The following is a 23,101-nucleotide window of genomic DNA, read 5'->3' on the forward strand; positions in this document are numbered from 1 at the left end:
GAATGGGGAACAAGCATTGAAGACGTTTAAAAAAGTATACATTGAGATTACAAGCGTATGTAACCTGGCCTGTACGTTCTGTCCACCAACAGAAAGGAAGGCTAATTTTATTAAGCTGGATACTTTTCAACACATATTAGATCAAATAAAGCCACATACAGATTATATTTATTTGCATGTCAAGGGTGAGCCTTTGCTTCACCCCAAACTGGATGAGCTGCTGGACGCGAGCCATGAGAAGGGGTTTAAAGTTAACATTACAACGAACGGTACTTTAATTCGCAAAAATAGACAAAAGCTGCTGGGCAAGCCTGCGCTGCGGCAGATGAACTTCTCGCTCCACAGCTTTGATGGGCATATTGGGTCGGAGGACCGTGACGGGTATTTAAAGGAGATTCTTTCTTTTGTACGGGAAGCGGAGCAGCATAACGTCATCTTTTCGTTTAGACTTTGGAATCTGGATCAAGATAATGTGACCAATCAAGTTAAGAATCGCAATCGCGAAACGCTGCAAATTTTGGAGCAGGAGTTTAACCTTGATTATAAAATAGAAGAAAAAGTAGTACGGGGCAGTGGCTTGAAGATTGCTAACAACGTCTATTTGAATCAGGACCATGAGTTTGAATGGCCAAGTCTAAGTGCGCCTGAAGATGATGGCAAAGGCTTCTGTCATGCGCTTCGCAGTCAGGCAGCGATTTTGGTGGACGGAACCGTTGTGCCGTGTTGTCTGGATGGAGAAGGTGTTATTAAGCTTGGCAACGTTCACGATGATCCATTCTCCGAAATTGTAGAAAGCGAACGGGCAAACAATTTGTTTTATGGTTTCTCGCGGCGTGAGGCAGTCGAGGAATTATGCCGGAAGTGCGGATACAGGAAGCGATTCGGAACTTAAAGATGAACGGTGTTCCTCGTGAATACTTGGATGTTACTTTAACTGATCACGATAGATTTGGCCACACTCCATCATAATAACACTCAAAAACAGCTCAAATCGGAAGATGATGGGGGCTGTTTTTTGTTATGCGCTGTGAGAGTGATCGTCAACTTAATATGAACATATGATGTCAGATACATATTTATAGTAGTTAAATAGGACTTTAGTTGGTATGTTGTGGATAGTCGTTTAGGTATCATTTTAATAGTGCAGGACACTTTTAAGGGCCATGACAGATAGGAGCGATAAATGTTGATCGAAATTACAGAATCCTATATCGATTCGTTAGCACCCAACAGCTCTGCCATTAAAAATGGACAGGGACTCGTGAAGAAACGCAGCTTCGTGAGATTTAATCGCTCACAGGACGCGACTTTGCTGTTTGGTGAATGTTCAGGGAGTGGTAGTTCCAACTACCAGTGCTCCGCAGACTTTATTCATCCGGAGAATCCGGTGCTGCGCTGTTCTTGTCCGAGCAGACAGTTGCCTTGCAAACATGCACTTGGACTGTTGTACGCCTATGTCGGAGGGGCGGAATTCATAGAGGCAGAAGTGCCCGAGGACATCCTTTTGAAGCGAGAAAAGGTGGAGAAACGGGAAGAGAAAAAGTCAAAGCAAGCAGCAGAAGGCGTTGAGGCGAAGCCCAAGAAAGTTAATAAATCAGCATTAAAGAAGAAGGTCCAGGCGCAATTGGACGGACTGGAGCTGTTGGAGAAGCTTGTGCTTTCGCTTATACGCGGAGGATTGGCGACGATAGACAAGAAAGTGCTCAAGACAATCGATGAGCATGTGAAGCAAATGGGCAATTATTATTTGACGGGTGCCCAGATGGAACTGCGACAATTAAGTTTGCTGCTCAAACAAGCAAGTGAACGTGAGGAGTTCTACACGTATGCTGTGGAACAGTTGACGCTAATCCATGCACTTGTGAAGAAAGGCCGTACACATTTAACAGCCAAGCTTGCCGATCCTGAACTAGCGTTGGATCATGAGTCCACGATTGAGGAATGGCTTGGTCATGCGTGGCAGTTGGATCAATTAAAAGCGTGCGGACTGATGAAGGAACAGGTGGAGCTCGTGCAGCTTGCGTATTTCAGTTATGATGATCAGGCTAGGCAGGAGCTTGTGGATTTGGGCTATTGGCTGGAACGATCAAGTGGAGAAATCCACAGAACAATCCAATATCGCCCTTATAAGGCGTCAAAGCATATGAAGGAAGAAGACAGCTACTTTGACGTTGTTCAGGTACCCGCTTTGTACACATACCCTGGTGATATGAATCGCCGTGTTCGCTGGGAGAACATGACTCCGCGAAGTATCGATCCGCAAGTAATAGCATCCATGTCAAAGCATGGACATTCATCTTACGCAGAAGCTATTAAGCTGGTGAAAAACCAACTTAAAAATCCGTTAAGCGATCGGAACCCAGTAATGCTTGTGCATGTGGCTGAGGTCGTTCAAAATGAGCAAGGCCAATACGCTATTGTCGATCAGGCAGGTCAGCAGTTGGCGTTGGAGGATATCGCTCCCACCAATCAAGGTACAGTATCGCTGCTGCCTTATATTCCGGCTGACCAGTTGTCGGATGCTACGATGCTAGTTATGTTCGAGCATCGTATCGCTGAGGGCAAACTTTATGTGCAACCGTTAACCATTATTAAAGGCGCGGATATGATCCGACTTTTGTACTAGGAGGCTGAAAAACATGAGCACAGCGCTGTTGCAAGAGCTTCATCAGGAATTACGCAGGCTGTATATTGCAGGTAGTGATCTAGCGGCAGGGGACTTCCGCTTGAAACGTATGCTGCCCCAATTTCAACAGCTTGGAGAACGAGCTCCTGTTTTCAAACGTCTTGCCGAAAGTATTACAGCTCTTGTGGAACCGGCGGATTCACTACAGCATCGTTCAGCAGAATGTTTGCAGGACGTAACGTTGTTACTAGAGTCCGTGCTGCGTACGCAGGGGGTTACGACGGTGAGCGGTGAGCTTGGCCAACTGGATAGTCGGCCGACGAACTTAACGACCTTTTTGCCATACCGCAAATTGGCTGATGTGGAGCGGGCGTTAATGACAACGGGAAGCGGACGATATGAAATTATTGTACATGCATTTGAAGAGGGTATGTTTCAGGATCTCCGCTTGATGAGCTTGGCGATTAACGCACTGCAAGATCCATATACGGATATTGTAAACTATACGATGAAGCATGTGCTTCCAGGTTATGGTGAGCAAATTGTACCACATTTAGTAAGAAGCTTCGATGCCACTGGCGGTAAGCTGGAAGCAAGAAAGCTGAAAGTTATTGGAGAGGTCGGTAGCGAGGATATGCTTGGGCTCATTTATGAAGCAGCCGAATCAGGATCAGACGATGTTCGGATAGCGGGAATTGAAGCTTTAGGCAAACATCAACAGTATGAGTCATCTCTGGTGGAGTGGTCCAAAGACAAAAAGAAGTCGATTCGCGAAGCAGCTTATTTTGCGTTAGCCGAGATGGGAACGGACACGGCAGCAGCGCGTCTGCATGAGGCTTTTTCCGGCAAGGACATGGAACTGGCGGCTGAAGCAGCAGCCAAGTGTGACTCTATGCAGCTGACGATGAAGCTTGTTAAAGATCTTGGTGCAGAGCTTCATAGGGCGCTGGAACTTAAGAATGATAAAAAGAAAATGGAAGTGCTGTGGACAAAAGTTCAGCATTATCTAACTGGATTGGAAGGCAAACGCAGCACAGAATTGTATGCTCTTTATACATATACAGTCGAACATTATGCGCTCTTTATTTCATTTGGCTGGATGGACCTTATCGATTATGCGGCAAATTACCTAAGTCAAGAAAGTACAGAAGAAGCACTGCGTTTGCTGCAACAATTGGAGCAGAACAATGTACGTTATATTCCACATGCGTTTCGTGCCGCATTCCAGCAGTTATCGCCTGCTGAGCTGTTTGATTATTACGTGGAATCGTTGCGCAACAAATGGAAAATGGTAATGAATAAAGATACAAACAAACGAAAACAGCAGTTGTTCCGTGTTGTAGAAGAGCTGGTCATCGAACGAGAATATAAACAATGCCCTACGTTGTGGGGGGCACAACAGGAACAATCAACGCTGCTTGCAATTGAGATGCCCCCCTTGGAGCAGATGGCTGTGCAATGGGATAGTCGGTGGCTCGCGTGGTTTATGGAACAAGGTGCAACTGAATTGGTATGTGCGTTTGCGTCCCCTGGACATAAAGGCTGCCAGCAATTTATGTTGCAGCAACTAACGGAGCACACGGGCTTCAGTACATCTACCGCAGGACTGTTGCTAGCCGGGTTGGAGCGTGCCGAGGCCGAGGAGCATGTTCGTTATGAAGCGTTAATGACCCTGTTGGAAAACAAGCGCAATAAAATGGGGTACGTATTTGAATGGAATGTATGGGAGCAGCTATGTCAGCTTCCAGCAACATATCACGCGCGATTGGCAGCTATTGCGCCTAATTATCGATACACAGCAGGCAACCAACTGGAGTACGTGCTGCGAGTGATGCAGGCGGATGGCACAGCAGTTCATGCAGGTCAGTCCGTATAGCATTGCGGGGGATTACAAATGGAGAGCGTAAAGGGAGATGAGCCAATGGCTGCACGACAAGAGAACCAGGAAATGATGCGACTTCCTGCGGAACTATTGTATAAGGAAGAACTTGAGGCACTGCGCAAAGCAGATAAAGGCAAGGTACCAGCCGGTTGGCAGATGTCGCCGCAGTCCGTGCTAACGTTTATTGTTGGTGGTAAGGCGGGGAAAACCGTTATTACGCCTAAATATATGGGGAACAAAAGGTTAGTTGAGATGGCAATTGCCACACTGGTAACGGATCGTGCATTGCTGCTGATTGGCGAGCCTGGCACCGCCAAATCGTGGTTGTCTGAGAACTTGTGTGCCGCCATCTACGGTAATTCTGGACTTGTTGTGCAAGGGACGGCTGGCACGAGCGAGGAACACGTCCGTTATTCATGGAATTATGCCATGCTTTTGGCGAACGGACCTACTCCTGAAGCGCTTGTACAAAGTCCGATCATGCGGGCAATGGAGGCCGGTGGAATCGCACGGTTTGAGGAAATTTCCCGCTGCGCATCGGAAGTTCAGGACGCCCTAATTTCTATTTTATCTGAGAAGACCGTTTCTGTGCCTGAGCTGAGCCGCGAAGTAAGTGCACGCAAAGGTTTCTCGATTATTGCAACGGCTAATACGAGGGACCGCGGTGTAAATGAAATGTCGGCTGCTTTAAAGCGCCGGTTTAATATTATTGTGCTGCCTACACCTTCGGATATGGACACGGAAGTTGAGATTGTGAAGAAGCGTGTTCGTGAGATTGCCGCGTCTTATGATCTTCAAGCTGCTGTACCAGCGGATGAGGCGCTTATTAAGGTAGTGACCATTTTCCGTGAGCTGCGCAGTGGCATGACGATTGATAAGAAGGAGAAAGTGAAGACACCAGCAGGGGTAATCTCAACAGCGGAAGCTATTTCGCTCCTGACGAACAGTATGGCACTTGCTGCGAGCTTCGGAAGTGGGGAGCTAACGGATGAGGACTTGGCTGCCGGTCTTCAAGGTGCGATCGTTAAGGATGATGTAAAGGATAAATTGGTGTGGAAGGAATATCTCGACAACGTAATGAAGAAGCGCGGTGCTGAATGGCGCGGCTTATATACGGCGTGCAAGGAGATGAACGAGTGAGCGTGACTTCAGAGGGAGCTGTACATATATTTGGTGTACGGCATCTGTCGCCTGGCGGAGCCAAGCACCTGCTCGATTACTTGCAAGAGGTTAAGCCTACGGCTGTACTGATCGAAGGCCCTGCTGATGCGACAGCGGAGATGCGGCATCTCACCCATGCCGCAACTCAACCTCCTGTGGCGATATTAGCATTTACGGACGATCTGCCCGTTCGGACTGTATTGTGGCCTTTCGCCGCTTATTCGCCAGAATACCAGGCGATGAAATGGGCACAGGAACACGACGCTCTGGCTGCTTTTATTGATTTGCCTGCTGATGTTACGCTTGGTTTGCAAGAGCTTCGGCTGCAAAAGGGCGCTGGAGCACAAGTCGCTGAGCAAGAGGAAGCACAACAGCCAGAAGAACAGCAGACAGGAGAACAACATACGCAACAAGAGTCTGTACAAGGTTTGGAACAACAACATACGCAGCAGGAGCAGCAAGATCATAAGCCGGAAGCTACAGAACGACAGGTGATGAAGAACCGCTCCGTGACGGAAGCAGATGCTAACACGACGGAGGCAGCTGTATTCGAAGAGCGCTCTATCTACAGCCGCATTGCTGAGTTGGCTGGAGAGCACGACTACGATATGTATTGGGAACGAAATTACGAGCACAATTTGAATGCGGGGGCTTATCAAAAAGCGATATTAGCTTTTTCTGTTCAGATGCGAGAGTTGTCAGAAGCAAGCGAGCAGCGTTATGAGCAAAGGGAATATGCTTATAATGCTGTGCGGGAAGCGTATATGCGCAGGCAGATTATAGCGACGATTGCGGCAGGGCATGACCCTCACAAGATCGTAGTCGTATGTGGTGCCTATCATGCCTCAGCACTAGTGGATCTGACGGATGCGATGACGGATGCGGAACTAAAAGCATTGCCTCGGCGCAGCACCAAGCTTACGCTGATGCCTTACTCCTATTATAAGCTGTCATCTATGTCTGGTTATGGTGCGGGAAACAACGCACCAAACTATTATGAGATGATGTGGCACCAGATGAGATCGGATTCGCTGGATGAACTGCCACAGTATTATTTATCAACGGTGGCAAGAGGGATGCGGGACGCCGGAACGCACCGCTCTACCGCTGAAGTGATTGAGGCGGTACGATTGGCGGAGGCGCTTGCAGCCCTTCATGGGGGCAGCGCCCCGACATTACGTGATTTGCGGGATGCCGCGCAGACGCTGCTTGGCAGAGGCGAATTGTCCGTCGTGGCAGATACATTGGCACGAGTAGATGTAGGCACGGCGATAGGCTCCTTGGCCGAAGGGGTGAGTCAGACGCCGATTCAAGATGATCTGAACCGATTGCTGAAGCGCTTAAAGCTTGATAAATATAAGACGGCGGTAGCAACGGATCTAGCTCTTGATCTGCGTGAGAACCGCCGTGTGACTACCGAGGAAGCTGCATTTTTGGACCTAAACCGATCTTTTCTGCTCCATCGGCTAAATTTGCTTGGCATTACGTTGGCGAAGCAACAGCCAAGCGGACAGGATCGGGCCACATGGGCAGAGCATTGGGTCATACAGTGGTCGCCAGAAGTGGAGATACAAGTCGTTGAATCCACATTGCTTGGTGAGACGGTGGAAGTTGCTGCGGCGCATGTACTCCAGCAGAAATTAGATAAGTGCGGCTCGATTGCCGAAGCCTCACATCTGATTCGAACAGCATGTGAGTGCGGCATGCTGGCACAGATGGAAGCAGCACGTCAAAATTTGCAGCATCTGGCAGCAGATAGCCGAGATGTGGTGCAAATTGCGGCTGCTTCACGAGATTTGTCTACCATCATCAGTTATGGTGACATTCGGAGAGTAGACACGGCACCGTTAATCCCGCTGCTTGAGCAATTGTTTACGCGTGCATGTCTGTTTTTGCTCGATAGCAGCGGCTGCAACGACGAAGCCGCCAATGCAATGTGCACAGCCATGAACGAGATGAACAGTGTAGCTTTGGACCATCACGAACATGTGGATGATTCCTTATGGCTGCGGGAACTACAGCATCTGGCAGCGCGGGATGACCGGAATCCGAGGCTGTCCGGTTTTGCCTGTGCTATCCTGATGGAGCGAAATGCAATCACAGTAGAGCAATGCTCCACTGAAGTGACACGACGCCTGTCGCCAGGCGTGCCCGCAGACTTGGGAGCGGGCTGGTTCGAAGGGCTGTCCCAGCGCAATCGATATGCACTACTGTCACGAATGAGCTTATGGGAACAGTTGAATAACTATATTGAATCGCTTGATGACGCCGAGTTTGTTCGTGCGCTTGTCTTCTTGCGCAGAGCATTCAGTACATTTGCATCTCGTGAGAAGACGATGATAGCAGAGCTGCTGGGCGAATTGTGGGGTGTCCATGCAGAAGCCGCAGCCGAAGTGCTGACAGGTGAGCTGAAGGAGGGCGAAGCCAAAATGATAGATGAGCTGAACGATTTTGACTTTGAGGACTTTTAACGATGAGTACAACAGTGGATTCTCGGGTCGTATCCCGTTGGCGGCTTATTTTGGGGCAGGCCGTAGAGCAGCAATTAGCTGAATGTAGTGCAGTGGGCTTAACGGAAGAAGAAATCATTATGGATCAAGCACTGGCGGCGATCTATGACGAGACAAATGAAAGAACAACTGGTAGTAGTGGATCAACGGCAGGCGGCAAAGGCGCAGGATCGGGTAGTTCAGCACCAAGGCTCTCTAAATGGCTTGGCGATGTACGCACCTTGTTTCCAGAGGACGTCGTCTCCATCATTCAGCATGATGCAATGGAGCGCAAGGGCTGGAAACAGCTCCTATTTGAACCCGAGGTGCTGGCGAAAGTAAAGCCGGATATTCAACTGGTCGGCACGTTGTTGTCACTTAAAGGAAAAATACCGGAAAAGACCAAAGATACAGCTCGTGCACTTGTCCAAGCGCTCGTAGATGATCTTGTGAAGCTGTTGGAAAATGATATCCGCAGAGCGGTGACCGGAGCACTTAATCGCAGGCAGCATACACCGCTTCCCTCAGTCAGCGGTATGGATTGGAAGCGAACGATCCAGCGCAACCTAAAGCATTACAATGCGGAACGGCGTCAGATTATACCGGAGAAGTTCTACTTTTTCGATCGGGCGCGGCGCAGCAACGAGTGGACGGTCATTGTAGATATCGATCAGAGTGGATCAATGGCGGAGTCGGTCATTTGGGCTTCTGTCATCGGCTCCATTTTCGCAAGTATTCCGGCGCTGAATACAAGAGTTGTTGTATTTGACACAGAAGTGGTTGATTTGACTGAACAATGCGCAAATGATCCTGTTGATATGTTGTTTGGTGTACAGCTTGGCGGGGGAACAGACATTAATAAGTCAGTTGCTTATTGTGAGCAGTTTATCGAGGAGCCGAAGAAGACACTCTTTATTATCGTATCCGATTTATATGAGGGCGGAAATCAATCTGCGTTAATCCGGCGCATGCGGGAACTTCGTGAAGCAGGGGTAAGAACGATGTGCCTGCTTGCTTTATCTGATCGGGGACAACCTTTCTACGATGAACGTCTTGCCAAGCTGCTGTCGCGTGATGGAACTCCTTGTTTTGCGTGTACCCCTTCCTTGCTGCCTGAATTGGTAGAGGGAGCACTGAAAGGGCTAGATTTGTTTGAACTGGCGAAACGAGTTGGAACGAAGCCGGAATAAGCAGAAAGTATGGCAATCCGACTTGTGAAGGCACGTGCTAAATAAAATATATGATTTAAAGGAGAGCGGTCTGCTCTCCTTTTTTTACGTTAATTTTAGGCGAGTAGGTATGATTGCAGGTCATTATTTGCGTATGTTCTCATGTTTTTTATTCCCTCCGATGGGTAAACCTATAATGACATTTGCTTTGAGGGGGACCAATATGAAATTAACACCGGACCAGCGCATCCAACTGCACGAATTTAACAACTTAACCAAATCGTTAAGCTTTAATATGTACGATATTTGTTACACGAAGACCAAGGAAGAGCGGGAGGCGTACATCGAATATATCGATGAGCAATACAATGCTGACCGACTAACCAGCATTTTAAATACAGTGTCCGATATTATAGGAGCACACGTCCTAAATACGGCGAAACAGGATTATGTGCCGCAGGGGGCAAGTGTTACGTTGCTCGTATCAGAAGGACCTGTTGTGGAAGTGCCAACCGAATCTTTTGAGGAATCACCTGGTCCGCTTCCAAGCAATGTGGTGTTACAGTTGGACAAAAGTCATATTACGGTGCATACCTATCCAGAGTATCATCCGGACGAGGGGATCAGTACATTCCGAGCAGATATCGATGTGTCCACATGTGGGGAAATCTCGCCATTAAAGGCGCTGAACTATTTGATACATTCCTTTGATACAGATATTATGACGATCGACTATCGTGTACGTGGATTTACGCGTGATATTAATGGGCATAAGCTGTTTATCGATCATGAGATTAATTCTATTCAAAATTACATTCCGGAAGAGGTCAAACAGATGTTTGACATGATCGATGTGAACGTCTATCAGGAAAATATTTTTCACACCAAATGCAAGCTCAAAGCTTTTGATCTGAACAATTACTTGTTTGGTTATACTAAGGATAAGTTAAGTATGGAGGAGCAGCAGGAGATTACTGATGGGCTGAAGCTGGAGATGGATGAGATCTTCTATGGGAAAAATATTTATTAAGTGGCATTTGTCAGGACTTGGTTTGAATGGTGAAAAGGTTAGGCTGATCAAGTAGGGTGGGTAAGAACCCGCTTACCCGCTGCAATTCGGTGCTTTGCAAAGCTGAAGGGTAAAAATCATATGCGCTCCAGACATTTGTCTGGAGCTTTTCGTATTTGATGATGAGCAAACCATATAATATCCCTATGGAATGATATACCAATTCGTGTAATTTTGATATAATTATGCTATTGGTCATATCTCATCATGTATCGGCATAGTTCTGTCCTATAACTTGAAATTACAGGAGGATGTGAACGTCTTGAAGCTTGTGCAGGAGGACGATCCTAAGAAGAATGGAGTTCTTAGACAGCGCCAGTTATCGATTCGGATGAATGCGTTTTTCTTTGTTACGTTTATGCTGTTTACTGTGTTAATTGTACGGCTTGCCATATTACAGTTTGTTGAGGGCCCAAGCTTAAAAGCTCAGGAAGCTCAACTGGGCTACCGCGAGGTCCCTATTCCTCCGCTGCGCGGCACCATTTGGGATGCGTCCAATACCAGACTTGCTTATTCGACCTCAACGCAATCTCTCTATTTTAATATAGAGAAAAATTATGGTGATCCGAAAAAAGCGAAGCTAACAGAGTTACAGGCAGCTAACCGCAAGGAGGCTCATACGTTAGCACAGCAATTGGCTGAAGTATTTGCGAAGCTAGGGGATCCCTCCAATGAGCAGCTAACGACGGAACTTATCGTTAATAAAATGGATTTAGAAGGGGCTTTGAACTTTGTATATGTGCCAAGGCTAATTAAGACAGGGTTAAATCAAAAAGAGATCGCTTATTTGATGGAGCATCGCCCAGAGTTTAAGGGAATAGAGGTCGTAGAAGACAGTGTGCGCAATTATGACGACGACACGGTTGCTGTACAAACCATTGGTTATTTAAAGAAATTTAAGGGCGTTCGTGAAAGCTCCAATCATTATAAGAAAATATATCAGCAGCGCAAGGACATGCCTACGGAAAAACGTTATTTGGATTATGAAGACGTTGGGTTTGATGGTATAGAGTTAATGTATCAGGATGTACTTCGCGGCCTTAATGGTGTTAAAACCTTCCCTGTTAATGTAGCGGGACGAATTATTGGAGCGATGGAACTAAACAAGCCAGAACGCGGCAGTGATTTATATTTGACACTACATAAAAGTATTCAGCTTCGTGCCGAGCAGTCGATCATGGAGCATTTATCCAAGCTGCGTACTTCCTCGAATAAGTTTGAACACGCACCGCATGCCAGAACGGGTTATGCGGTGGCCATGGAGGTTGATACGGGTAATGTGGTTGCGATTGCAAGTATGCCTGACTACGATCCGAAAGTATGGAAAAATGGGCAAATTAGTATCAAAAACTACGAGTTAACGAAGTTTTCTACAGGAAATGGTGCTATACGTGAAGTACAGCCTCCTTATGCCGATGACAAGGAACGGATGAGGAGGGCAAATTCACTAGTATATTTAGGTTCTACTATGAAGCCGTTAACGATGCTTATCGGGATGCAGGAGGGGCTGTTCGACCCTGATGATACTTACTCGGATCAAGGATACGCCCAGTTTGGCCGCAGCGGTTATGAGCGAAATGTGTGGAACGCCAGCAATCGGGCTTGGGGGAGAATTAGCCCTGCACAGGCTTTAGAGCGCTCTTCAAATGCCTTTATGGTAGATATGATAGGGAAACGCCTTTATCGAATGAAGGAGAGAAAGGGTAAAAATGGTTTGCAAATTTGGGATTCTTACATGGATGCCTTTGGTCTAGGGGTACCGACAGGGAGCGGACTGCCGCTAGAATCGGGAGGCATGAAGGATTATATGGTTGAAGCCGAGCGTAATAATGCTCAATCTGCCTTGGTGTATGCTTCATTTGGTCAACAAGGAAAATATACGGCTTTACAGCTTGCACAGTATACGGCGACGCTCGCTAATCGCGGCAAGCGGATCAAGCCCCAGTTCGTTAGCAAGATTGTTGATGGTAATGGCCGGGTTGTAAAGACATTTGGTCGGGAAGTGCTAAATGAGACACACTTCGATGAGCGGTATTGGCGCGTAATCGAGGGGGCAATGCTTAAGGTGGGGGCGCAAGGGTTCGAAGGATTTCCGTATAAGTTTTATCGCAAGACAGGGACATCGGAACAAGACGTTGGTGGAAAACGGCTTGAGAATGCGGTGTTTATTGCCTACGCACCAGCCGACAAACCTAAGCTGGCGGTTGCCGTCGTTGTGCCGGAAGGCGGCTATGGCTCCTATGGAGCAGCGCCGATTGCACGTCAAATTTTTGACGCTTATGACGAAGTGTATGGGCTGGACGGCATCCCGAAGCTTCAAAAAATGCAGGTGAAAGCGAAAGATAAGGAGCAAACGTCAACGACGTCACCTACGCGTTGATGGAGCTGCGCCACGTGTCCTTTTAAATGAGTATATGTGCACAATTACTTAATAGAGGATAGGCTTCATAAAAGAGAAAGCGACTAAAACCTCCTACATAACCTATAATAAATAGGTTTTATGGGAGGTTTTATTATGAATTTACAAATGTTCAACTTCTGTTCTCAAAGACGTTCATTTCCTAACGCCTGATTAAGTTTTAATATCTGGTCTTTCCCATTTACACTGTACATTGAATCACCAGCAATAAGCGTCTTACTTTGCTTCAAATACAGGCTGATATGTCCAGGGGTGTGCCCAGGTGTATGGATGATTCGAATTGTGCCGCAAAACGGCAGCTCCTGACCATCGTGTAAGGTGTAATCCACTTTTCCCTTTGGGGGATTGTCAAGGTGACAATCTTTTAAAAGGGGGATCTCCCCCTGAATATAGGGCTTATCCAGTTCGTGTGCATATACTTTCACATGATTCCCACACTGTTGCACGATCTCAGGAAGGTTTCCGATATGATCCACATCCTGATGCGTTAAAATGACAGCTGTTAGTTTCTCGAACGACACGCCTACGTTTTCCATTGCTGCACGCAAATCTTCTACTTGTCCTGGGAATCCTGTGTCTATTAGAATAGCCATTTCTTGATCCCATAGAAGAACAGGGTGAATCAAATGCCCATGAAAATTTAAGCGAAGCATTTCAATTCCAGTTGCCATTTCCATCGTATCTGACCTCCGTATTTTTAAGTGCGTGCTCTCCGGTGTTTTTTCGAACTTACTTTGTAAACGAACGTGGGCCCTAAAAAGATACGGATGCTTCAACTAGCGCTTCATTGTCTCTACATTCTTAATTATGTTAAAGTGTTCAGGTAAAGGGTTTCCATTATGATGTAAATTCAGGCGTGCAGGGTGTAAGGAGTGTGAAGAACAATGAACCACATATTAATTGTAGAGGACGATCCCAAAATAGCCGAATTGCTGCAATCCCACATTGTGAAGTATGGCGATGAAGGGATTATTATTAAAGACTTCCAACGAGTGCTGCACACGTTCGAGGAGGTACAACCGCAGCTTGTGCTGCTGGATGTGAACTTGCCGAGCTATGACGGATATTATTGGTGTCGGCAAATCCGTTCCATATCCACCTGTCCGATTATTTTTATTTCCGCGCGCAGCGGGGAGATGGATCAGGTGCTAGCACTGGAAAGTGGTGCAGATGATTATATTACGAAGCCTTTTCACTATGAGATCGTGATGGCTAAAATTCGGAGCCAAATTCGCCGTGTATATGGCGAGTATGCTACGAAGGAAAGGGTCATTGAGCATTTCGGGATGATCTTGTATCCCGAACGGATGGAGCTGCGATTGAGGGACAAGCATGCTGTACTGACACGGAAGGAAACGCTGCTTATGGAGACGCTGCTGAAGCAGTGTCCACGCATCGTAAGTCGAGAGGCGATTTTGGATAAGTTATGGGACGACTATAATTATGTGGATGATAATACGTTAAGTGTAAACATTACGCGTTTGCGGAAAAAGCTGCTAGAGCTTGATATTGAAGATAGTTTGGAGACGGTTAGAGGTTACGGTTATCGATTAAATGTGACGTGGCAGGACGAGGCAGAAGGATGAGACTATTTATTCGAGATCATATTCCACTTGTCTGCTTTTCGATCCTTCAATCCTTTATGATGCTGCTTGTCTATTGGTTTGACGGTTATGATCGGTTCCCAACAGCCTTTTACGCCATATTTTTAGGATTATGCTTGCTCCTTGTCTATTTGGTTTATCGATATGTCAGCCACCGTGATTTGTACCAGCGGCTATCGCGTCCTCAAGAAATTGTGTCCATTATTGAGAATAACAGCACGGCTCCACTCCCAAAGGCGCTAAATGAAGTGCTGACAACACAATATCGATATCATCAGCAGCAGTTTAAGTCATGGGAACGCAAGCAACAGGATCACCTTACATTTATGAATCAATGGGTGCATCAGATGAAGACACCGTTATCTGTCATTGAATTAATAACGCAGGACGCAGATGATACCCGCTTTGAAAGTATCGGGGAAGAAACTGATCGTTTGCGTCAAGGGCTTGAAATGGTGTTGTATATGGCCAGATTAGAGACATTTGCACAAGATTTTCAAGTGGATAAAGTCGAACTGCGCGAACTGGTCAATGAAGTTATCCAAGACAACAAACGGTCGTTTATTCGGAGTTTCGTGTACCCTGAGATTATGGTGGATGCCGGATTTGTGGTGGAGACGGATGCGAAATGGCTGCGCTTTATTTTACAGCAGGTGCTGTCGAATGCGATTAAATACTCCGCAGGGAGCCGCGAGAAAGTGACCGTATCGGCTTTTGCAGAAGAACGAGCAGTAATTCTTGAGATCAAGGATCATGGAATCGGCATTCCGAAGTCTGATTTGCCGCGTGTATTTCGGCCTTTCTTTACAGGCGAGAATGGCAGAGCTTATAAAGAGTCAACAGGTATGGGACTATACCTCGTGCAAGAAGTGTTGGAGCGTTTGAATCATGAGATTAGGTTGGAGTCGGAGTCTGGTGTCGGGACGACTGTCCAGATCGTATTTCCTTATGCTTTACATTAAGACGATGAGCGATGAAGGCTTATCGTCTTTTTCGTTTTACGGGAGAGGGCGGATCAACTAGCTTACAAAGGTGTAAGATACACGAAAGGCAGCCTTATATGAAGCTGAAAACAGTTGGATTACAATGGGATACATAAGGTGGAGCAGGGAAAGGAGAATAAAGACATGGAGATATTAAAGGTCCGTGAGCTAAGTAAAATTTATAACGAGAAAATTCCATATACGGCTTTGTCCAACATCGACTTGTCCATTAACAAGGGGGAATTTGTAGGTATTATGGGCCCGTCCGGCAGCGGCAAGACCACTTTGCTGAATCTGGTTTCCACGATAGATCAACCCACATCAGGAGAGGTCATTTTAGAAGGGCAGAACCCGCATCAACTGCAACCCGATCAGTTGGCCTTATTTCGTCGGCGTGAGCTTGGGTTTGTGTTTCAGTCTTTTAATTTGCTTAGCACATTAACCGTAAAGGAGAACATTTTGCTGCCATTAACACTGGATGGCACCTCTATTGCGGAAATGCATACTCGGGTAGAACAGGTGGCTGGAAAATTAGGGATTGGTGATATTCTTGGCAAACGTACATTTGAGATATCGGGGGGACAAGCCCAACGAACAGCGATTGCCCGTGCTCTGATCCATAAGCCGAAGCTGGTGCTGGCGGATGAGCCGACGGGGAATCTGGATTCCAAAGCGGCTAGAGATGTGATGGAGCTGTTGACGGTGCTGAACAAAGAAGAGCAAGCAACGATGATGCTTGTGACGCACGACGCTATGGCAGCGAGTTACTGCGATCGTGTCGTTTTTATAAAGGACGGACAGTTCCACAACGAAATCACATGTGGTGACAATCGTGAGGTATTCTATCAGAAGATCATTAACGTGTTATCGCTGCTGGGGGGTTATCGTCATGACTTTTCAACAGTTCGCGTTTAATAATGTCATACGTAACAAACGGATATATCTCGCTCATTTTTTAAGCAGCTCGTTTTCGGTTATGGTATTTTTTGTGTATGCATTGCTGCTGTTCCACCCGAACCTGCAAGGTGAGCTTGCTTCGACAAGCGATACGATGAGTCACCTAGCGACGATGGGGATGAATATATCGCAGTACTTGATCTTTATTTTTTCATTCTTTTTCTGTTTATATTCGGTTAGTGCGTTTTTGAAGACACGCAAGCGGGAATTTGGTATTTTGATGGTTCACGGGCTGTCACATAAGCAGCTGCACCGTCTTGTATTTACGGAAAATATGATGATCGGCGGCGCGGCCATAACGGCGGGAATAGTAACGGGGCTAGTTTTTGCCAAGCTTGTGTTATTAATGAGCGCTAAAGTACTCTACATTGACAAAGGGCTCCCCTTTTACTTTCCAGTGCATGCAATTTGGATTACGATAGCGGCCTTTACCGCATTGTTTTTAGTCGTTTCCTTTTTTACTTCCCGGTTAGTTAAGGTTGGAAATTTGGTAGACTTATTAAAATCCGAAGAGAAGCCTAAGCCGGAACCAAAAGCTTCCGTTTGGCTCTCCTTGCTTGCCGTTGTCTTTATTTTGGCTGGTTACTGTACCGTGTTTTATTTCGTAATTTGGCGCGTGTTCTCCTTGCTGCTGTTAACAACGGGGGTGATGCTTGTTGTAGTAGGAACGTATTTCTTATTTACACAGCTAAGCGTATACGTGATTCACTCCTTACGTAAAAAGGAATCTGTATTTCTAAAAAGAACGAATATGGTCACGATTTCGGAGCTAGCTTATCGTATGAAAGACAACGCAACGATGTTTTTTATGATCTCGATTATATCTGCCGTAGCCTTTACCGGCATTGGCACTTGCATTGCGATTGCAGACCCGGGATTAGAGGAAATGGAAAACCCGTATGCGTTCACCTATGTATCCAATCTTCCCAATAAACTGGAAAAAGAACATGTCGATTTGATCAAAGAAGAGCTTACAGCTTCAGGTTTTAGTTATAAATTAGGTACGGCTGCTCCCTTATATACAGGCAGTGGGGTAAGCGTAATTCATTTAACCGATTATAACAGCTTAGCACTGGCGTTAGGTCGTCCGACCGAATCATTATCGAGCGACAATGAGGCTATTCTACTGCCTTCAAACGTGACGGAGAAGACTAGCTATGAACGGGGACAATATCCAAATGAAGAGATGATCACGGAGCATAACGTAGAGAAGGCGATAAAAATTCAAAAAGCAGTTCCTTACATTATGTTGCCTGAGTATGGAAAAACGATCGTGATCACAGATGCAAAGTACAAAATTTTAATGGGAGAAGCAGCTGCCAACGAGGAAGCGCAGACGAAGCGTTATTTGTTTGCTGTGCCAGGCTGGCAGAAATCAAAAGAGGTTTCCAATCAACTGGCACAAACTATCGGGAATGATTATAATAACGGCAGCTATTATTTTTCAGCATTAGTATTGAATTGGATTTCCTCCAAGCAGGAGAACGGTATCCTATTTATTGTCAGTACGTTGGTGGGGGTTGTCTTTTTTACATTTGCGGCTAGCTTTCTGTACTTTAGACTTTATACGGATTTGGAGCGCGACCGACAGCAGTATCAGATGATCAGCAAGCTAGGTTTAACAAACAAGGAGCTGCATCAAATCATAAGCCGTCAGTTATGGTTAATGTTCTTTTTGCCTATTGTGATGGCGCTTATTCATAGTAGTGTAGCTTTCACTGCGCTTCAGCAATTGGTCGATTATTCCGTATTGGAAGGCTCCATTATCATTTTTGTATCTTTTGTCTCGATTCAAATCGTGTACTTTATCGTGATCCGTTGGCGTTATTTGCAGCATTTGCGACAGAACGCTGTATAAAACGTATAGGTTTTCCGCACAGGTGCATGGGGCGGTGCAAAAGTTATAAATCGCTGTATAATCAGGATAAAAGACCTAAAAAAAGCCAATACTGGAGCTATCAGCTTATATACATAAGGTGGTGGCTCTTCATTTTTTTAGGGGTAAAATCGGGGTGTTATCCGGAGTATTCACATGTGGTTATAAGTACCTTCAGTTACTTTTCGCACAGTGGCGCGGTTTATGGTATGATATAGAGAGTTCAACTCCTTTCATTACTAATACAAAGTCATATCTACAGGACGCTGCTTTGGATTAAGCAACCGTTAGGAGTCCTTGCTGATGAGTAACCTTTTCTTTGTAAAGAACCAGGAGATCAACTAGATCATTCTTCGAGTACAAAATATGGTTTATCAGAAAAGGAGACATGTAAACGTGCAAATTAATTTAATCTTTACCAATAAAGGCAAAGTGGCGATTGAGAATTTCAACAATGAAGAATTGATTGAAATATTTACACGGTACAGCAATACGCTCACTAAAAAGTATGATATCGAAATTATCGTTCCTGTTGAAGCTAACGCGAACATTACTGAAGAGGGCGTACTAACAGTAGTGGCGCAGCAAGTGAATTGTGATGTGGAAACTTTCTTTAAAGAGCTGGGAAGAGATATTAAGGTGCCGCTTAAGAAACGACTGGGTACGAAGCTCGACACGGTGTTCAAGATTAAGATCGTGGAATAGAACCACATCTGAATTGGCAGGCGACCTCCCTTGGTGGAGGTTATTTTTTTTCTACAAATGGTACTTGGACTACTATGCCTAGACAACCAGTTTTCATGCTATACTGAGCATAACTTTATCCCATGTGAAAGGATTCGCATCATGAAATTCATACGAACACTGATTTGGTTTATTTATTTTTGGCTGTATTTATTGTTTTTGATTCCTGGCATGTTAAAAGCGAATGCCTTATATCGAAAGGGACGGTTTGCAGAGCTTGATGCCTATACAGCTAAGCAGGTAGGGCGATGGGCACGTTCTCTGCTACGCGTTGCGGGGGCTAAGGTGCAGGTTCAGGGACTTGAACATATCCCGAAGGAAGGCGCGGTCTTTATTGCAAATCATCAAGGCAACTTTGACGTGCCGATAATGTTAGGTCATATCGGAGCGCCTAAGGCGTTGATGGCGAAGGTAGAGCTGACCAAGCTGCCATTTATCCGAGTATGGATGAAGTATTTACGCTGTATTTTTGTAGACCGGAAAAATGTGCGACAAGCGATGAATAGTTTAAATGAAGCTGCTGAATTGGTGAAGAACGGTCATTCTATCGTTATATTTCCTGAGGGGACACGCAGCAAAGGTGATCCGATCGGCGAGTTCAAAAGTGGAGGTTTTCGCGTAGCTACGAAGACAGGAGCTCCAATTGTACCTATACGTATTAACGGCTCCTATAAATTGATGGAGGCAAACGGGAATTGGATTCGTCCGGCAACCGTAAAAGTTACGATATTGCCGCCTGTACCAACAGCAGGTCTTACGAAAGAAGACACCGCAGCTTTACCGGAGCAAATTAAAGAGCTGATTGTGCAGGCAACCTGAATGGTATGTATTTAGTGTCATGAGCCATCGTTGTGCTGAGTGCTGAACGCTGCATGTTGAATGTTATATGTTGCATGTCGAACGATGTGAATAATAGGCTGAACCAGCTCCCGTACACTTGTCTTGTTGAAGATAGGTAACGGGAGTTTTTTTGCGGATGTTACGAATACATCCTTATAGCATTTGATATGGGAAAGCTTGTTGATGAACAATAATTCAGACTGGTAAAAATAGTTTTTTTATTCAACTTGTCATGCCTTATAATGAAGGCGTTTGAAAGGGGGCGGGCGTCTTGGTGTATAACAGGTAGTTCCGTTAACAAAGGTGGCTATCGTTATGGAAATCAAGCGAACGACGATGTTACACGGATCGGGGTGAACCTTTATGTCGGGGATATCGTATGGTTGGATTGCTTCTGTTGGCAAGAGTAGTGCATAAATAGGGTGATACCACATTCCTCACTGTAAGGTTAGAGTCAGAGGCGTATACTGTTATAGGTTTTTGTTAAAGAAAAGTTTCAAAATACATCAATGAAAGAAGAAGGGTGCATGTGAGAAGGAAACAGGCAGGTCGGTTTGCATCATACTCGTTGCAAGCATTCCGCAAGGATATGCTCGCAGGGGTAGTTGTAGGGGTGATCGCTATTCCGTTAGGAATGGGGTTCGCCATTGCGTCGGGAGTCAAGCCAGAGTATGGGATTTATACAACCATTATTGCAGGAATTTTAATATCGCTGCTTGGAGGTTCCAAATTCCAGATCGGAGGCCCGACAGGTGCATTTATTCCTATCCTGTTAGGTATTGTGATGACCTATGGATACGACAATTTGTTGATAGCAGGTATTTTAGCGGGGATTATGCTCTATATGATGGGGCTATTCAAGTTAGGTTCGCTTATCCAATACATTCCACATTCCGTGACGATTGGCTTCACAGCTGGAATTGCCGTTCAAATATTTACGGGGCAGCTAGGCAATCTATTCGGACTGACGGGGCTCGTGAAACACGAACATTTCTTATCCAATATGAAGGAGCTTGTGATCCATGCAGGTACATGGAACGGGTATAGTGTACTTACGGCCATCATTTGCTTCTTCGTTATCTTATTGGTGCAGCGGTACTTGCCCAAAATTCCCGGCGCACTTGTTGGCTTGATCGGATCAAGTATCGCCGCTGCACTGTTATTTCCGGGTCAGGTAGCAACGATTGGCTCGACGTTCGGTGAGATTCCGAATACGCTGCCCAGCTTTCGTTTGCCCGACTTGTCGTGGGAGACTTGGGTGCGCATGCTACAGCCAGCATTAGTAATTGCGATGCTCGGGGGCATCGAGTCGTTGCTGTCGGCTGTTGTAGCTGATGGGATGACGGCGGATCGCCACGACAGCAACAAAGAGTTGCGTGCGCAAGGCATTGCCAATATGATTACGCCCTTATTTGGCGGCATTCCGGCAACTGGCGCGATCGCCCGCACAGCGACTAATATTAAAAACGGAGCAGTATCCCCTATATCCGGCATTATTCATGGCATCGTTGTGCTGCTAGTATTATTGCTGTGCGCCCCTTATGCTTCGGCGATTCCACTGGCCGCGATGGCGCCCGTGCTTATGCTGGTCGCTTGGAACATGAGCGAACGCAAGGCATTTGCTCATTTGCTAGTTACGCGTACAGGGGATTCGCTTGTGCTAGTCATTACGTTTTTGCTAACCGTCCTGGCAGATCTTACTGTTGCAGTAGAGGTCGGCTTGTTAATGGCGATCATCCTGTTCGTGAAGCGTGCAGGAGATACCTTTCAAGTATCACAGGTACTGCCGGACCTTGAAGATGAGCAGCATAAGCTGGGAACACACATGGTAGATCAAGACCATGATTGTCCACAGATTATGATCTATAAAGTGAACGGACCCCTATTTTTCGGGGTGGCGCGTATGTTTACTACAGGTCTTGACGAAGCGATTGAACGCAAGCCCAAGGCCGTTATTATTAGAATGGCTTCAGCTCCCTATATGGATATGACCGGAGCTAAGATGCTAAAGGAAGGGCTGCGTACGTTGCAGAAACAGGGCACAAAGGTGCTTATCTCGGGAATACAGCCGCAGCCGCTCGCGATATTAAAGCGTTCGGGGTTATATACCATCATTGGAGCGGGTGCTTTCTTCGAGCAAACAAACAAAGCTATCGAAGTGGCGACGCAGCTAGTTAACGAGCAGGCATGTAAGGCGTGCAGTCAGCATGCCTTTCAAGAGTGTGAGAGCCTAAGCTTGGGCATAGCTGTGGGTGTGCCTTCCAAGCAAGCTTCATCAGGGTCATAAATGGATAAGCCAGTGCCCGCAGCGTAATAACAAGCGCTGCGAGTGCTGGCTTATTCTCGTTTCGTATACATCGTAATGAGCTAGAGGCTAATGAGGAATGCACATTTCCTTATTTAAACAGTACCCTGGTACAATCCATGTTTAAAAATTGTGTACCACTCTTCTAGCTGCTCATCTTTGTACACTTGCAACAGTTCTAAAATATGTTTAGTAAATTCCACGGCAGCTGTGCCGTTGGCTGTTATTACATCTCGATCACGGACGGATTGCGCTTCGATGTAATGCTGCTCGCCCTTATAATCTGGCGCCGCTTCTTGCAAATAAGCTAATGAATTGCTTGTATGCTTGTGCTGATCCAGAAAGCCATAACGACCCAGGAAAGTGGTCGCATCGCAAATAGCGGCTACTGGAATAGCTTGGCTGAAGCAGAAATCTACGAGTATAGAAGCCTGTTGATTCTGCTTCTCCCGCCAACCTGTGCCGCCTGGGATGATGAGCATAGCTACATCAGCGTCAGGCACGTAAGTTGGCAGAATGTAATCTGGCAGCACCCTGAGTCCGCCCATAGATGTTTTAGGTTCTGCATCTATCGCAATCGTCTTAACACAATAGCCTGTAGAAGGCTTGTTTATTTCGGCTGTAACGTAGCTGGCCTCCCAATCGGAAAATCCATCTGTAATAAACAGCAGTACTTTGCGAATATTCGTCCCCATTTGTGTACCTCCCTAATTTAAGAACCTAATAAACTGTACATAGTATAAGCTACCTTTGCTGACAGCTATAGTCAGTCAAAGGACGATCGACATTATTTTATTGTAAAGATAAGATATGTAAAGATCGGAATGGATTAATGGACTGAGGGATGTTTATTGAAAATAAGCAATACAAAATATCGATCACAAAGAAAGCCTTGGGCTACGTCCTCCTCCTAATATTACCACTTCCAATTATTAATTAAAGCACATACGCGAGAAGCAGGTAGTGCTTTAAACTTC

At 46.0% G+C, this 23,101-nt stretch carries 17 protein-coding genes and 1 pseudogene; 16 read left to right on the forward strand and 2 right to left on the reverse strand.

Annotated features, from left to right (window positions below):
• Nucleotides 1–16: 16 nt before the first annotated feature.
• The 8 genes from H509_RS0106850 (at nt 17) to H509_RS24495 (ending at nt 12,776) form a co-directional block, all read left to right on the forward strand.
• Nucleotides 17–892 carry a radical SAM/SPASM domain-containing protein gene (locus H509_RS0106850; RefSeq protein ID WP_028544435.1) on the forward strand — a complete coding sequence of 292 codons (876 nt, stop codon included), beginning with the start codon at nt 17–19 and terminating at the stop codon, nt 890–892.
• A 294-nt stretch (nt 893–1,186) separates the two neighbouring features.
• A complete protein-coding gene (locus tag H509_RS0106855; RefSeq protein WP_028544436.1) occupies nt 1,187–2,626 on the forward strand; it encodes an SWIM zinc finger family protein in 1,440 nt (479 codons plus the stop codon).
• Between the two features lie 13 nt (nt 2,627–2,639).
• Entirely contained in the window at nt 2,640–4,502 is a 1,863-nt protein-coding gene (locus H509_RS0106860; RefSeq protein WP_028544437.1) for a HEAT repeat domain-containing protein, read from the forward strand.
• Between the two features lie 18 nt (nt 4,503–4,520).
• The gene (locus H509_RS0106865; RefSeq protein ID WP_425414223.1) at nt 4,521–5,648 is read left to right on the forward strand and encodes an AAA family ATPase; all 1,128 of its coding nucleotides are present in this window, start codon (nt 4,521–4,523) and stop codon (nt 5,646–5,648) included.
• A complete protein-coding gene (locus H509_RS0106870) occupies nt 5,645–8,140 on the forward strand; it encodes a DUF5682 family protein (RefSeq protein WP_028544439.1) in 2,496 nt (831 codons plus the stop codon). The genes H509_RS0106865 and H509_RS0106870 overlap by 4 nt, the downstream gene beginning before the upstream one ends.
• Before the next feature lie 2 nt (nt 8,141–8,142).
• Nucleotides 8,143–9,348: a VWA domain-containing protein gene (locus H509_RS0106875; protein WP_028544440.1), complete on the forward strand. Its 1,206-nt coding sequence runs from the start codon at nt 8,143–8,145 to the stop codon at nt 9,346–9,348.
• Nucleotides 9,349–9,550: 202 nt separating this feature from the next.
• Nucleotides 9,551–10,357 (forward strand): adenosylmethionine decarboxylase, encoded by an 807-nt coding sequence (speD, locus tag H509_RS0106880; RefSeq protein ID WP_028544441.1) that lies wholly within the window; start codon nt 9,551–9,553, stop codon nt 10,355–10,357.
• Between the two features lie 370 nt (nt 10,358–10,727).
• Nucleotides 10,728–12,776 carry a peptidoglycan D,D-transpeptidase FtsI family protein gene (locus H509_RS24495; protein ID WP_084159106.1) on the forward strand — a complete coding sequence of 683 codons (2,049 nt, stop codon included), beginning with the start codon at nt 10,728–10,730 and terminating at the stop codon, nt 12,774–12,776.
• 215 nt (nt 12,777–12,991) lie between these two features.
• Here H509_RS24495 and H509_RS24500 read toward each other — a convergent pair.
• Nucleotides 12,992–13,492, reverse strand: a pseudogene (locus tag H509_RS24500) (MBL fold metallo-hydrolase); the annotation flags it as partial.
• Nucleotides 13,493–13,699: 207 nt separating this feature from the next.
• Between H509_RS24500 and H509_RS0106895 the strand changes: the two are divergent.
• From H509_RS0106895 to H509_RS24505, 8 genes are all read left to right on the forward strand, one after another.
• Complete coding sequence (locus H509_RS0106895) at nt 13,700–14,401, forward strand: response regulator transcription factor (protein ID WP_028544442.1); 702 nt, start codon at nt 13,700–13,702, stop codon at nt 14,399–14,401.
• Nucleotides 14,398–15,381 carry a sensor histidine kinase gene (locus H509_RS0106900; RefSeq protein WP_028544443.1) on the forward strand — a complete coding sequence of 328 codons (984 nt, stop codon included), beginning with the start codon at nt 14,398–14,400 and terminating at the stop codon, nt 15,379–15,381. Before H509_RS0106895 ends, H509_RS0106900 begins: the two co-directional genes overlap by 4 nt.
• A gap of 165 nt (nt 15,382–15,546) precedes the next feature.
• The gene (locus tag H509_RS0106905; RefSeq protein WP_028544444.1) at nt 15,547–16,317 is read left to right on the forward strand and encodes an ABC transporter ATP-binding protein; all 771 of its coding nucleotides are present in this window, start codon (nt 15,547–15,549) and stop codon (nt 16,315–16,317) included.
• Entirely contained in the window at nt 16,292–18,217 is a 1,926-nt protein-coding gene (locus H509_RS0106910; protein ID WP_028544445.1) for an FtsX-like permease family protein, read from the forward strand. The genes H509_RS0106905 and H509_RS0106910 overlap by 26 nt, the downstream gene beginning before the upstream one ends.
• A gap of 414 nt (nt 18,218–18,631) precedes the next feature.
• Nucleotides 18,632–18,940 carry a hypothetical protein gene (locus H509_RS0106915; RefSeq protein WP_028544446.1) on the forward strand — a complete coding sequence of 103 codons (309 nt, stop codon included), beginning with the start codon at nt 18,632–18,634 and terminating at the stop codon, nt 18,938–18,940.
• Between the two features lie 141 nt (nt 18,941–19,081).
• The gene (locus tag H509_RS0106920; protein ID WP_028544447.1) at nt 19,082–19,798 is read left to right on the forward strand and encodes a lysophospholipid acyltransferase family protein; all 717 of its coding nucleotides are present in this window, start codon (nt 19,082–19,084) and stop codon (nt 19,796–19,798) included.
• Nucleotides 19,799–20,061: 263 nt separating this feature from the next.
• Nucleotides 20,062–20,229, forward strand: a complete 168-nt coding sequence (locus H509_RS27555) for a hypothetical protein (RefSeq protein WP_157277507.1) — start codon at nt 20,062–20,064, stop codon at nt 20,227–20,229.
• A 179-nt stretch (nt 20,230–20,408) separates the two neighbouring features.
• Nucleotides 20,409–22,106, forward strand: a complete 1,698-nt coding sequence (locus tag H509_RS24505; protein WP_051286883.1) for a SulP family inorganic anion transporter — start codon at nt 20,409–20,411, stop codon at nt 22,104–22,106.
• 113 nt (nt 22,107–22,219) lie between these two features.
• Here H509_RS24505 and H509_RS0106930 read toward each other — a convergent pair whose 3' ends face one another.
• Nucleotides 22,220–22,807 carry a type 1 glutamine amidotransferase family protein gene (locus H509_RS0106930; RefSeq protein ID WP_028544448.1) on the reverse strand — a complete coding sequence of 196 codons (588 nt, stop codon included), beginning with the start codon at nt 22,805–22,807 and terminating at the stop codon, nt 22,220–22,222.
• Between the last annotated feature and the right edge of the window lie 294 nt (nt 22,808–23,101).

The sequence above is a fragment of the Paenibacillus taiwanensis DSM 18679 genome, assembly GCF_000425125.1.
GTDB classification, from domain to species: Bacteria; Bacillota; Bacilli; order Paenibacillales; family Paenibacillaceae; genus Paenibacillus_B; species Paenibacillus_B taiwanensis.